Source organism: Actinoplanes sp. GCM10030250 (assembly GCF_042666575.1).
GTDB lineage: Bacteria > Actinomycetota > Actinomycetes > Mycobacteriales > Micromonosporaceae > Actinoplanes.
Genome location: NZ_JBHTDO010000013.1, coordinates 63,048 through 75,769, shown reverse-complemented (window position 1 = coordinate 75,769; position 12,722 = coordinate 63,048). Strand labels below are relative to the sequence as shown.

At 70.8% G+C, this 12,722-nt stretch carries 9 protein-coding genes; 6 read left to right on the top strand and 3 right to left on the bottom strand.

Annotated elements, in window-relative coordinates; translation table 11 throughout:
- Window positions 1-112 precede the first annotated feature (112 nt).
- Entirely contained in the window at window positions 113-913 is an 801-nt protein-coding gene (locus ACFQV6_RS18605; protein ID WP_378028756.1) for a hypothetical protein, read from the top strand.
- Between the two features lie 4 nt (window positions 914-917).
- Here ACFQV6_RS18605 and ACFQV6_RS18600 read toward each other — a convergent pair whose 3' ends face one another.
- Both ACFQV6_RS18600 and ACFQV6_RS18595 read right to left on the bottom strand, forming a co-directional pair.
- A complete protein-coding gene (locus ACFQV6_RS18600) occupies window positions 918-1,532 on the bottom strand; it encodes a hypothetical protein (RefSeq protein WP_378028755.1) in 615 nt (204 codons plus the stop codon).
- 113 nt (window positions 1,533-1,645) lie between these two features.
- Window positions 1,646-3,415, bottom strand: a complete 1,770-nt coding sequence (locus ACFQV6_RS18595) for a glycoside hydrolase family 6 protein (protein WP_378028754.1) — start codon at window positions 3,413-3,415, stop codon at window positions 1,646-1,648.
- 264 nt (window positions 3,416-3,679) lie between these two features.
- Between ACFQV6_RS18595 and ACFQV6_RS18590 the strand changes: the two genes are divergently transcribed.
- From ACFQV6_RS18590 to ACFQV6_RS18575, 4 genes are all read left to right on the top strand, one after another.
- Window positions 3,680-4,297 (top strand): RNA polymerase sigma factor, encoded by a 618-nt coding sequence (locus ACFQV6_RS18590; protein ID WP_378028753.1) that lies wholly within the window; start codon window positions 3,680-3,682, stop codon window positions 4,295-4,297.
- Window positions 4,294-5,265 carry a hypothetical protein gene (locus ACFQV6_RS18585; RefSeq protein WP_378028752.1) on the top strand — a complete coding sequence of 324 codons (972 nt, stop codon included), beginning with the start codon at window positions 4,294-4,296 and terminating at the stop codon, window positions 5,263-5,265. The genes ACFQV6_RS18590 and ACFQV6_RS18585 overlap by 4 nt, the downstream gene beginning before the upstream one ends.
- Window positions 5,266-5,613: 348 nt before the next feature.
- The gene (locus ACFQV6_RS18580; protein WP_378028751.1) at window positions 5,614-7,077 is read left to right on the top strand and encodes a diguanylate cyclase domain-containing protein; all 1,464 of its coding nucleotides are present in this window, start codon (window positions 5,614-5,616) and stop codon (window positions 7,075-7,077) included.
- 96 nt (window positions 7,078-7,173) lie between these two features.
- Window positions 7,174-8,217, top strand: a complete 1,044-nt coding sequence (locus ACFQV6_RS18575; RefSeq protein WP_378028750.1) for a hypothetical protein — start codon at window positions 7,174-7,176, stop codon at window positions 8,215-8,217.
- A gap of 281 nt (window positions 8,218-8,498) precedes the next feature.
- On the opposite strand, the gene ACFQV6_RS18570 is transcribed toward ACFQV6_RS18575, so the two are convergent.
- A complete protein-coding gene (locus ACFQV6_RS18570; RefSeq protein WP_378028749.1) occupies window positions 8,499-9,641 on the bottom strand; it encodes an acyl-CoA dehydrogenase family protein in 1,143 nt (380 codons plus the stop codon).
- A gap of 45 nt (window positions 9,642-9,686) precedes the next feature.
- Between ACFQV6_RS18570 and ACFQV6_RS18565 the strand changes: the two genes are divergently transcribed.
- Window positions 9,687-12,635 carry a glycine--tRNA ligase gene (locus tag ACFQV6_RS18565; protein ID WP_378028748.1) on the top strand — a complete coding sequence of 983 codons (2,949 nt, stop codon included), beginning with the start codon at window positions 9,687-9,689 and terminating at the stop codon, window positions 12,633-12,635.
- Window positions 12,636-12,722 lie beyond the last annotated feature (87 nt).

Here is a 12,722-nt window from a genome sequence, read left to right as displayed (position 1 = left end):
TAAGGAAGATTTAAAGTGTTACGGGGAGTGATGCGGAGCACCCGGTGAACCATTACCGGCCTGGCGGCGAACTATGTGATGCAGGTTCATGCCTGGGAGATGGGGGATCACCATGCGTCACCGTGTCACCGTACTGACCGGTGTGGTGCTGACCGGCCTGACCGGCGCCGTAGTGAATCCGGTGTGGGGGTCACCGGCCGTCGCGGACGAACCGGGCTTCAGCGTAGCCGTGGACGCCCCGGACGAGTTCGCCGTCGGCGGAAACGCGAAGACGATCACCGCGGTGGTCACCTCACAGAACCGGCAGTGCCGCAAGGTGCGCTGGGCGCTGCTCGTGCACACCAGCATCGACCGTAAGCAGTTCGAGGTCACGCGGGTGGAGCAGGAGCGGGAGTTCGCCGTCGGGACGCGTACCGAGGGGATCACGACCCGGTTCCTCGACGAGGCTGTGGACCCGGGGGTGCTGTGCCGTGGGCGTACGGTCACCGGCAACTGGCAGATCGAGTTCGACGGCCCGGACGCCGACGAGGTTCAGTTCGAGGTCCAGGCATTTGACGTACGCGACCGGCTGCTCACCGCCGGCGGAGCAGCCGCCGAGGTGACCGGTGGCAAGGAGCCTTCCGAATCCGCCGCTCCCTCCGCCCCCTCCGCTCCTGAGGCGGGAGATTCGGAGGAGGACGCCGCACCGCCGGCGGCCGCGGGCAACGGCGGGACGGCCGGCCGGGACGGCACCGAGAAGGCTCTGGCCTCCGAGGACTCCGCACTGCTCGGTCCCGGCCTGATCGTCGGCGGCGTCTTCGTCTTCCTCGGCGTGGGCCTGCTGCTGCGGATCCGCGCACGGGCGAGCAAGGCCCGCCGTCAGGCCGAGGCGCTGCCGACCGGCTTCTACTCGATGCCCGGCGCCCGCCGGTAGGACGTCATCCGGCCCGCGCCGCCGCCAGGTGGGTGCGGGCCGCGGCGACCAGCGCCTCCGGGTCGTCGGCGTGGAAGCGGATCACGCTGACCGGCTCGCCACCGGTCTTGCGGACCGGCACCACCAGGGGAGCGGCGAGGCGTACGTCGACGCTGGTCTGGCTACCCATGCCGAGCGAGAGCACGCCGTCCTCCACCTGGGTCTGCCCGCCCGGCGGCATCGAGCGGCGGCGCACGTCGACCGCCGCGATCGCGTCCCAGTCCAGCGGCAGGTCGAGGGTGATGCTGTTGCGGATGCGCAGCCCGGCCGGGCCGGCCAGGTGCGGGTACACCCGCATCGTGGCGAGCAGCCCGAACATCCAGATCAGGCCGTAGACGCCGATGCCCAGCAGGGTCAGCCGGACGGCCTCCCACGGCACCATGAGGTGCAGGATCGGGATCTCCACGGCCGAGACGCCGATGAACGCGCCGAGGATCAGCTTGACGGCGCCCACGTACTCGAAGCGCAGGGTGCCCGGCGCGACCGGGATCGGCCGCCGGGCGATCCAGCGGAACAGGGCCGCCCAGAGCCGCAGCTCGTAGACCACCACGAATCGGATCAGTCCCCAGATCTTCGCCATGCGGTAACGGTACGTTACGATGCACTCGTATTGCAATCATCGTGGGACAGCGCACAACCGGCCGGCACCCGTTGCGGGGTGCCGGCCGGTTGCCGGATGGAGCTAGTCGCTCATCAGAGCGCCGGGTAGGCGTTCTGCATCAGCTGGGAGAACTGCGCGGCGAACCAGGCGCCCGAGATCGGCGCACCGTCCAGCGCACCCGACATGCTGTTCCCGTTCCGGGCGTTACCGGAGTAGGTGGGGTCGCACATCTGGTCGAAGCCCTTGCCCTCGTTGTTCGGGATGAGCTTGCTGGAGCCGTCCGACTCACCCGGCGGCTTCACCCAGACGTAGGCGTCGATACCGGTCGCCGGAGCGGCGGTCGGACGCTCGCCCAGGCCGGCACCGGCCTGGTTGCACCAGTTACCGGCGTGGATCCGGCGGTCGATGCGGGACTCGTTCACGAACGTGTCGACGTTGGTCGAGGTGCTCGCTCCGGTGGGCCGGGCCGAGCCGCCCCAGCCGTTGCGGGAGGTGTCGATCAGCATGCCGATGCCCGAGTCGAAACCGATCGAGACCAGCCGGTTCCGGAACGCCTGGGCGAACGTGAGCTCGTCGACGTAGAAGTTCCAGTCAACCCACTTCGACTGCCGCACCGAGGTGCCGCCCACCGAGGTGTTGATGTTGAAGTTGGTCTCCCGCAGGGCCGAGTAGTTGGCCGTGTTGGTGATGAAGCCGTGCACGTTGCGCACGTTGCCGGAGGCACGGGCGGCCTCGAGCATGATGTCGGCGGTCGGGTTGAAGTTCGAGTCCCAGCCGATCCAGCCGTGGTGCGCGGCGTCCACGTAGTTGTACGTGTTGCCGAGCGCGCCGAGCTTCTGCAGGGCGTAACCGATGCCCTGCACGTAGCCGCCGTTGGCCTTCATCGTGTCGCAGGTCGCGGTGGCACCGGCCTGGCTGCCCACGTTCGTGACCAGGTTCGGCAGCGAGTCGATCTCGACGATGTTGATGATCCGGAGGCTGCGGTACTTCGCGTCGCTCTGGATCGCCGCGATCGGGTCGATGTAGTCCGTCTTGTACTTCGGCAGGTCGTTGACGCCGAGCTCACCGTTGGAGGCGAGCGCCGCGCAGTCCCGGCCGGGGAGGTTGTAGATGACGAACTGGATGTAGCCGACACCCTGGGCGAGTGCCGCGTCCAGGTGGGCACGCACGCCCATGGCACCGTTGGAGCTGCTGTCCGTGCTGCCGTTGATGGCGGCGATCCGGTCGATCCAGACGGCGGTCGGGTTGTTCGACACCCGGTTGCCACCGGAGACCGACTCCGCCTTCGCCTTCCACTCCGGGTTCACGTAGCCGCGCACCCCGGCGTACGGGTTGTCGACCTTGGTGCCCGGCTGGGTGGAGGTGGACGGTGACGCGGACGGCGAACCCGACGGCGAACCGGAGGGAGAGCCGGACGGCGAGCTCGACGGACTGGTCGGGACGCCACCGTTGCAGACCGTGCCGTTGAGCGAGAAGCTCGTCGGCGCGGTGTTGGTGCCCGAGTAGTTCGCGTTGAACCCGAAGTTCGCCGTACCGTTGGTGGCCAGCGAGGCCGCCCAGGACGGGTTCGCCGCGGTCACGTTCTGACCGGACTGGGTGATCGTGGCGCTCCAGCCCTGCGTGATGGTCTGGTTGCCCGCGTAGGACCAGGTCAGACGCCAGCCGCCGCTGATCGCGTCGCCCAGGTTGGTGACCGTCACGTTGCCGGTGAAGCCGTTGCTCCACTGGTTGACCGAGTAATTGACGCTACAGCCGGCGGCAGCGCTCGCGCTGCTCGCCACGGCGACAGCACCAGCGCCGGCCATGATGCTCACGGCGGCCGCTGCCGTGAGCGCCCGGGCACGGGTGGGGATGGGTCTCATGAGGACTCCTCGAGACGGGGGTGGCGCGGGAGCGCGCCGAGGGAACGACCGGCCAAACATCGGTGGGGATCGTTGGCCGATGTGGACAGCATTGCATGGGAGCGCTCCCAGCGCAATGATCCGGAAACACCGGAGCAACCGAGAGTTCACGCTGCCCCGGACGTGCAGCGCGGGGACCCCGGGCCGCGACAGGACGTGCAACACGGGAGCCCCGGGCGGCGACAGGACGTGCAACACGGGAGCCCCGGGCGGCGATAGGTAGATGTGACCATCCAGCACGACGCCCTCTGGCAGACCGGCGACCAGGACGACTTCGGCGCCGTGTTCGACCGCTTCGCGAAAGCGGTCTACAACCACGCTTTCCGGCTGACCGGTTCCTGGTCGGTCGCCGAGGACGTCACTCAGGCCACCTTCCTGACCGCCTGGCGCCGGCGCACCGAGGTCCGGCTCGTCGACGGCTCCCCCCTGCCCTGGCTCCTCGTCACCGCCGGCCACCTCGCCCGCACCGAGCAGCGCACCCTCACCCGCTGGCGCAACCGCCTGTTCCGGGCCCACCTCGACGACACGGTCGCCGACCCGGCCGACGACGTGGCCGGCCGCCTCGACGACGAGCGCCGGATGCGCGACGTCCTCGCCGCCGTCGGCAAACTGCCCCCGGCCGAGCGCGAGGCCGTCGCGCTCTGCCTCTGGTCCGGCCTCTCCTATCCCCAGGCCGCCACCGCCCTCGGCATCACCGAAACCGCCGTCCGCAGCCGCGTCAGCCGCGCCCGCGCCCGCCTCGCCCGCCTGCTCACCGCCCACCAGCCTGCGGACCGCCAGCCCTCGGACCACCAGCCCTCAAACAAGCAGCCCTCGGACCGCCAGCCCTCGGAGGAGTCATGATCACCGACCTCGACCCGCCCGCCGAGCGTGACCTGCCCCCAGCCCGCGCCGCCCGGATCCGCGCCGACCTCCTCGCCGGCATCGCCGCCCACGAGCGCTCCCACCGCCCCGGCCGGGTGCGCTCCGCCCTCACCGCCCTCGCCCAGCGGCCGGGCCACGTGGGTTCCGCGTTCACCGCCCTCTCCCAGCGGCCGGGCCACGTGGGTTCCGCGTTCACCGCCCTCGCCCAGCGGCCGGGCCGGGTGCGGTTCGCCCTGGCCGCCGCGGTGGTGCTGGCAGCCGCCGGCGTGACGTCAGCGACCCAGCTAGGCCCCGGGGATCCACCGGTCACCACCATCGCGATGGGCCCGTCCGAACTCACCCCCTCTCTCGCCGACACGGTGCGCGACTGCGGTGCCCGTTTCCCGGAGGAGGCGGCCCTCGACAAGGTGCACCAGGCCCTCATCGACACCGGCGAGCTCGCGGTCGCCCTGGAGCACGACGGCAAGGCGACGGCACTCTTCCTCGGTCCCGACGGCTATGTCACCTGCGACGAGGTGCGCGCCCCGTTCGGCGCGAGCAGCAGCGGTTTCGGCGCCGACCTCTGGCACGGCCAGCGCGACTGGCTGCCCGGACCGGTGCAGCGGCTGAGCGTCGCCTCCTCCGGGCTGGAGCGCGGCTGGGCCTTCGCCGCCGGCCGGGTCAGCTACCGGGTGGACCGCCTCGTGCTCGAGCACGGCACCGGCAACCGCACCGAGGCACGCCTGGCAAACGGCGCCTTCGGCCTGATCACCGCCACCGACGACGTACAACCCGACGCCCAGCTCATCGCCTACGACGCCGCCGGCAAGGTGATCGAGCGCGAACCGTTCTTCGAACCGCTCTCCGCCCCCGCCCAGTGTTACACCGACCCGTCCGGCAAGGTCATCTACTCGCGCGAGGTGACACCCGACCGCGACTGCCTGCCGGCCGAGCCCTGGAAACGCTGATCACCGACCCGGCTCCGGCCGGCCGTGAGTGCTGCTTCAACAGCCGCGAGACAGCACCAGACACCAGCCACGGTGATCCAGCTGGCCGTGAGTGCTGCCTCGGCCAACCGCGAGGCAGCACCGGAAGCCAGCCGCCGTGATCCAGCTGGCCGTGGGCGCAGGCCGGCCGGTGCCCTCGCTCGGCGACGGCTGTCTCCGGTGAGCGACCACCCCGCACCCGGATTGCGACCACCGGGATAGGGCCGGCGGCTCAACCTCGGCGCCGGAGTGCCGACCTCTAGGGCTATGAGCGTGGGCAGCGGATTGCACCCAGCCGGACCCGTGGTGGACGGGCCCGGAGAGTTGGACATGACCCCGGACCGGCAGGGACTCCTGCTGGCCGAGCTGGTGGCGTTCATGACCAAGGACACCCCGTCGGTGCAGCATGTGCTGGACCTGAGCGGGCCACATCTGCGGGACGTGGCGGGGTTGACCGCCGCCACCGTCTTCGAGCTGGACTCGGAGACCGGCATGATGACGGCGACCGCCCAGCTGGGTGAGGCGGGCCGGCGCGACCTGATGGTGGCCGGCAAGGTGTTCCGCGCCCCGGCCGGCGGCAAGCCGGTGATCAACGGTGAGCAGATGGCGATCCGGCTCCGCATCGGCGGTCAGACGGTGGGTGTCCTCCTGCTGACCGGCACCGCGCTGACCGAACTGCGCGACGACACCATCTCGACGATGTCCCTGCATTTCGCCACCACGCTGCAGGGGCTCGCTGCGGAGAAGGCGCGGCAGTTCGTCGCGCACAGCAGCGCCACCATCCGGGAGCTGTTCGAGCAGGGCATGACGGCGGGCGACGTGGAGACCGCCGCGGAGTTGCTGGCCAAGTCCTTCGCGGCCGCGTTCCGTACCGAGCACGCCGCGCTGCACCTGATCGACGATGAAGGCCACATCCGGTACGTGCACGGTGTCGGCTTCCCGGCGGAGACCAGGCGGGCCCTGGCCGACAACCTGCTCGGCAAGTCCGCCGCGGACTCGCCGGTGTGGCGTGCCTTCGGCGAGTCCGGCGAGCCGGTGATGATCAGCGACGTCGCGACGACCAAGATCCGCACCGGCGGGTTCGTGCAGACGATCGGCGTACGGTCCTTCATCGCCATGCCGCTGATGTCCGGGCAGGGACCGGTCGGCATGGTGATGTGCGGCGACTCCAGCGGCACCCGCGAGTGGAGTGCCCGGGACCGGATCCTGGCACAGCAACTCGCCGTCGAGGGTGCCCTGATCATGGACAGCGCCCGGATGCGAGAGGCCGCCCAGGTGCACGTCGACGAGCTGACCCACCAGGCGTTCCACGACTCCTTGACCGGACTGCCGAACCGCAAGCACCTGCTCGACCGCGCCGAGGAGGCGGTCCAGATCGCCGCCGCCACCGGCACCCGGGTGGCCCTGCTGCTGCTCGACCTGAACGGGTTCAAGCAGGTCAACGACACCGTCGGCCACCACGCCGGCGACGTGCTACTGCAACTGGTGGCCAAGCGGCTGCAGTCCTCGATCCGCCGCCCCGACCTGGTGGCCCGGCTCGGCGGCGACGAGTTCTCGGTGCTGCTCACCGGCGACCCGGACGGTCAGAACGCGCTCGCGGCCGGCGAGCGGATCTGCGAGCGGCTGCGTGAGCCGTTCGACATCGAGGGTCAGGAAGTCAAGATCGGTGCGAGCATCGGCGTGGCTCTCTTCCCGGACCACGCCACCGAGTTCGGCGCCCTGATGCGCGACGCCGACGCCTCGATGTACCAGGCCAAGCGCGCCGGTGGCGGGGTGCGCCTGGCCGGCGACTGACGCGCCGCCAACCACCGGTAAACCTCGTGGACCCATGTCCGTCCTGGTAGTTTTCGTGCGTAAATATCCTCGAAAATGCTGGATAGGAACCACGACATGGTGGGCACAAAAGCCCTTCTCTCGGCCGGGGTGGCGATGATCGCCGGGCTGGGCGGCACCGCACCGGCCCACGCCGCACCGCCCCCGCTGATTCCGCCGACGCTGGACTTCATGGCCGGGCCGAAAACCGACGAGGTCAAGGCCGGAACGAAGATCAACATGACCGGCAAGGTCACGTATTACACCGGCTGGGGCACCGGCCGGGTGGACATCTACTTCAAGAAGAAGGGTACGGAGGACAGGGCCCGAATCGGATCGGCCCGAACCCCGCGCTCCGGCCGCTTCAGCCTCGCCACGACCGCCAACGGTTCGGGCACGTACATCGCCGAGTTCCGCAGCGACCAGAAGATCAACGGCAAGGTACGCGACACGGCCGACGCCGAGGACGAGCTCAACGTCTACAAGACCCGGACCTCGAGCCGCATGGTGTACAAGTGGCTGGCCACCGACCTGGACTGCCGGCTCACCTGCCGTAACGCCGAACGCAAGGTGGAGCTCAGCCCCGGCCCGGTCCAGGTCCGCTTCGACCGCGACTGCAAGCAGCCGAAATCCGGCGGCCGCGTCGGCTTCTACACCGACCCGGCACCCGCACCGGCCAAACCCACGCTCCCGGCGCCCGCAACTGCGCCCGCCGGCCCGGTGCCAACACCCGCGCCCACGGTCCCGGCAACCACACCCGCGCCCACGGTCCCGGCAACCACACCGGCGCCCACGGTCCCGGTAGCCACCATCGCGCCTACCGCCCCCGCGTCCGCGCCCTCTGGCCCCGCGACCGTAGCCGCAGCCGCGACCGCCACGAACAGCGCGACGGCCGCGGCCAAGCCCACCGCCCCGGCAGTTGTGGTCAAGCCGGGCGACCCCGGGTGGCGAGTCTTCCCGAGCGGGACCGGACCGGCCACGTTCAGCCTGAAGCCGGCTACCCGCGCCGGAAGGTTCGTCATCGAGTGGACCAGCCCGGCCGGCGCCACCGCCACCGCGCCCACCACGTGCGGGCTGTCGTTCACGGCGACCCAGCAGCAGACCGTCAGGGATTACGTCTGACCCACAGGCCGGCCCCGCTCACCACGGGGCCGGTGGGTCACACGACCGCCGGGCAACCGAAGGCGGCTGCGCGAAGGCCGCGGCTGGCGCGGCTGAGGCAGCGCGTCGGCACGGCGGCACGGCGGCACAGCAGCGCAGCGCGGGACGGCGCAGACGGCGCGGGACGGCGCGGACGGCGCGGGACGGCGCGGACGGCGCGGCGCGGTGGCACGGCGGGAGACGGCACCGCGAGTCGGCACCGCGCGAGACGGCACCGCGCGAGGCTGGGTGGCTGGAGGCGGTCAGACGAAGGCGCCGTGGCCGGTGATCGCGCGGCCCACAATCAGGGAGTTGATTTCGCGGGTGCCTTCGTAGGAGTAGAGGGCCTCGGCGTCGGCCACGAAGCGGCCGATGTTGTATTCCAGGACGATGCCGTTGCCGGCCAGTAGTTCGCGGGCCCAGCCGACGACCTCGCGCATGCGGGTGGTGCAGTAGGCCTTGGCCAGGGCGGAGTGCTCGTCCTTGTAGACGCCGGTGTCCTGGAGCTGGGCGAGCCGGACGCACATGCCCAGCGAGGCGGTCACGTTGCCGACCATGCGCACGAGCAGGTCCTGGACCAGCTGGAACTTGGCGATCGGGCGGCCGAACTGCTCGCGCTCACCGGCATATGCCAGGGCGATCTCGTAGGCCGCGAGCATGACGCCGACGGCCTGCCAGGCGACCCCGGCGCGGGTCTCGCGCAGGACCTTGGCGGTGTCCTTGAACGAGTTCGCATGCTGGAGACGGTCGGTTTCGGGGATCCGGACGTCGGCCAGTTCGATGTCGGCGTTCTGCACGATCCGCAGGGCGATCTTGTTTTCGATCTTGGTGGCGGTGAAGCCGGGTGCGTCGCCCGGCACCACGAAGCCCTTGACCTGGTCGTCCTCGACGTCGCGGGCCCACACCACGATCAGGTCGGCGAACGTGGCGTTGCCGATCCAGCGCTTGCTGCCGTTGAGCACCCAGGTGTCGCCGTCGCGCCGTGCCGTCGTCCGCAGGCCGGCCGCCACATCCGATCCGCCGGTCGGCTCGGTGAGCGCGAACGCACCGACCTGGTCGAACGCGGTCATCGCCGGCAGCCAGCGCTCCTGCTGCTCCGGCGAGCCGCAGGTGGCGATGCTGCCCATGGCGAGCCCGGCGTGCACGCCGTAGAACGTCGCCATCGACGCGTCCGCGTGACCCATCTCCAGGGCGAGCCATCCGTTGAGCAGCGACGACCGTTCGTGACCCGCGAGGCCGAGGCCGGCGAACTGCTTGATCAGGTGGGTCGGGAACTCGGCCCGGGCCCAGTAGTCGTTGGCGATCGGCGTCACCTCGGCGCTCAGGAATTCGCGCACGCGGCGCACGGTCGCGGCCTCCTCCTCGGTGAGAAGGTCCTGAAAGGCGTAAAGATCTCCGGCAAGCATGATTGAGTTCGTACCCCCGCGGCGCCACACCTAGACTTCGGTCCCATGCTCACCATGCAGGACGCTCTCGCCCGGTTGACCACGTATTGGACGGATCAGGGTGCCCTGGTCGTCCAGCCGATGAACACCGAGGTCGGAGCCGGCACGCTGAACCCGGCGACCTTCCTGCGTGTGCTGGGCCCGGAGCCGTGGCGGGTCGTTTACGTCGAGCCCTCGGTGCGGCCGGACGACTCTCGTTACGGCGAGAACCCGAACCGCCTTCAGACACACACCCAGCTCCAGGTCATCCTCAAGCCCGACCCCGGCAACCCGCAGGAGCTTTACCTCGGGAGCCTGCGCGCGCTCGGCATCGACGTGGCGGCCCACGACGTGCGGTTCGTCGAGGACAACTGGGCCTCCCCCGCGCTCGGCGCCTGGGGACTGGGCTGGGAGGTCTGGCTGGACGGCCTGGAGATCACCCAGTTCACCTATTTCCAGCAGGCGGGCGGCCTGAACCTCGACCCGGTGTCCGTGGAGATCACTTACGGTATCGAGCGGATCATCATGGCGCTCCAGGACAAGACCCACTTCAAGAAGATCGAATACTCCCCCGGTGTGAGTTACGGCGAGGTCTTCGGCCAGTCCGAATACGAGATGTCGCGCTATTACCTCGACGACGCCGACGTCGAGGCGAACAAGCGGCTCCTGGAAATTTACGCCGGTGAGGCGCAGCGCATGATCGACGCCGGGCTGCCCGTCCCGGCGCACAGTTTCGTCCTGAAGTGCTCGCAGGCCTTCAACGTCCTGGATGCCCGGGGTGCGGTCTCGACCGCCGAGCGGGCCGCCGAGTTCGGCCGGATGCGCCGGCTCGCCGGTGAGGTGGCCAAGCTCTGGGTGGCCCGGCGCGCCGAGCTGGAGCATCCCCTCGGCATCGCGGAGGCCCGCGAGCCCGCCCGGCCGGTCGGCGCGGTGCAGACCAGCACCGGGGCGCGCACCCTGGTCTTCGAGATCGGCACGGAGGAGCTCCCGCCCGCCGAGCTGCGATCGGCGCGCGAGCAGGTGGCGCGCCTGGTCACCGAGGGGCTGGCGGCGACCCGGCTCACGCACGGCGAACCGCGCGTCTTCGGCACGCCGCGGCGGCTCATCGCCGTCGTGCCCGAGGTGGCGGCCCGCGAGGACGACCACGAGCGCACGGTGAAGGGACCGAAGGCCCAGCAGGCATACGGGCCGGACGGCGCGCCCACCCGGGCGCTCGAGGGATTCCTCCGCGGCCAGGGCGCCACGATCGCCGACGCCGAGACGGTGGAGCTGGCCGGTGTGGCCCACGTCGTGGTGAAGAAGCACGAAGCCGGGCGCGCGGCGCCGGAGGTGCTGGCGACAGTGCTCGCGCAGGTCGTGACCGGGCTGCGCGCGGCCAAGAACATGCGGTGGAACGACCCGAAGCTGGCGTTCAGCCGGCCGATCCGCTGGCTCGCGGCCCTCTGGGGCGACGACGTGGTGCCGGTGACCGTGTCGGCGCTGGCCGCCGGGCGCGAGACCCGGCTGCTGCGCACGGCCTCCCCCGCCGTCGTCGAGATCGAGTCGGCCGAGGCCTTCATGGAAACGCTCGGGGTGAACGGGATCGTCGCCGACCACGAGGACCGCCGCGAGCTGATCGTGATCGGCGCCCAGGACCTCGTCTATCCGGACGGGCGCATCGACGTGACGGGCGAGGCCGCGCTGATCGACCAGGTGACCGACCTGGTGGAGCAGCCGTTGCCGCTGCTGGGCACGTTCGACGAGTCCTACCTGGAGTTGCCGGACGCGGTGCTGACGACAGTGATGCGCAAACATCAGCGTTACCTGCCGGTGCGCGACGCGGACGGCGCGCTGCTGCCCATGTTCGTCACGGTGGCGAACGGGCCGGTGGACGTGGAGCTGGTGCGGGCGGGCAACGAGGCCGTGCTGCGGGCCCGTTACGAGGATGCGGCGTTCTTCTACCGCGCCGACCTCGCGAAACCGATCACCGAGATGCAGGCTCACCTGGACCGCCTCACCTTCACCGACAAGCTCGGGTCGATGGCCGACCGGGCCCGCCGCATCGCGGCCCTTGCCTCACTTATCGCCGAGCGCCTCGGATTCGGTTCACCGGTTCTCGATCGCGCCGCCGCCCTGGTCAAGTTCGATCTCGGATCGCAGCTGGTCACCGAGATGACGAGCCTCGCCGGGGTGATGGCCAGGGACTACGCCCTGAACGCCGGGGAGGACCGGGCGGTCGCGCAGGCGGTCTACGAGGCGGAGCTGCCCCGGAGCACGGGTGACGACCTTCCGCGTACGCTGCCCGGGTCTTTGCTGTCCCTCGCCGACCGCCTCGACCTGGTCGCCGGCCTGGCCGCCACCGTCGGTCTGCCCACCGGCAGCAGCGACCCGTTCGCGGTCCGCCGGGCCGTCCTCGGCCTGCTCGCCGTGCACCGCGCCACGCCCGCGCTGGCCGCCCTGGACCTCAACGAGGCGCTCGCCCTGGCCACCCAGCCGGTCCCGGTGCCCGCCGAGGTGCTGACCGCCTGCGGCGACTTCATCGCCAAGCGCCTGGAGCAGGTGCTCACCGAGGAGGGGCAGCCGGTGGACCGGGTCCGGGCCGTGCTGCCGCACGCCGGGCGCCCGTCCGTCGCCGACTCGCTGCTGCGGGAGCTGGACACGGCCGTCGCCGACCCCGATTTCCGGGCGGTGGCCGAGGCGATCCAGCGGGCCCGGCGGATCGTTCCGGCCGGCACCACCGCGGGGTACGACGTCACGGCGCTGAAGGAGCCCGCCGAGCTGGCCCTGCACGAGGCCATCCCGGCTGCCGGGTTCGCGGACCTGTCCGCCTTCGTGACGGCGACGCGGCCGCTCGTCGCACCGCTGAACACGTTCTTCGACGAGGTGTTCGTGATGGCGGACGACCCGGCGCTGCGGGCCGCCCGGCTCGGCCTGCTGGCCACCGTCCGCGACCTCGGTGACGGGCTGCTCGACTGGTCCCACCTGCGGCTGCAGTAGAGCGCCGCGGCAGGACCGTTGGCCGGGCGTTCGCGGACACGCCACGGTCTCTTCTCCTCTCCGACGAGTCGATCACGTCGACTGCCA

Bases quoted from the DNA above. Each gene is read 5' to 3' on its own strand.
- ACFQV6_RS18600 (WP_378028755.1), bottom strand. From the start codon at position 1,532: ATGGCGAAGATCTGGGGACTGATCCGATTCGTGGTGGTCTACGAGCTG.
- ACFQV6_RS18585 (WP_378028752.1), top strand. From the start codon at position 4,294: ATGATCACCGACCTCGACCCGCCCGCCGAGCGTGACCTGCCCCCAGCC.
- ACFQV6_RS18580 (WP_378028751.1), top strand. From the start codon at position 5,614: ATGACCCCGGACCGGCAGGGACTCCTGCTGGCCGAGCTGGTGGCGTTC.
- ACFQV6_RS18605 (WP_378028756.1), top strand. From the start codon at position 113: ATGCGTCACCGTGTCACCGTACTGACCGGTGTGGTGCTGACCGGCCTG.
- ACFQV6_RS18575 (WP_378028750.1), top strand. From the start codon at position 7,174: ATGGTGGGCACAAAAGCCCTTCTCTCGGCCGGGGTGGCGATGATCGCC.
- ACFQV6_RS18570 (WP_378028749.1), bottom strand. From the start codon at position 9,641: ATGCTTGCCGGAGATCTTTACGCCTTTCAGGACCTTCTCACCGAGGAG.
- ACFQV6_RS18595 (WP_378028754.1), bottom strand. From the start codon at position 3,415: ATGAGACCCATCCCCACCCGTGCCCGGGCGCTCACGGCAGCGGCCGCC.
- ACFQV6_RS18565 (WP_378028748.1), top strand. From the start codon at position 9,687: ATGCTCACCATGCAGGACGCTCTCGCCCGGTTGACCACGTATTGGACG.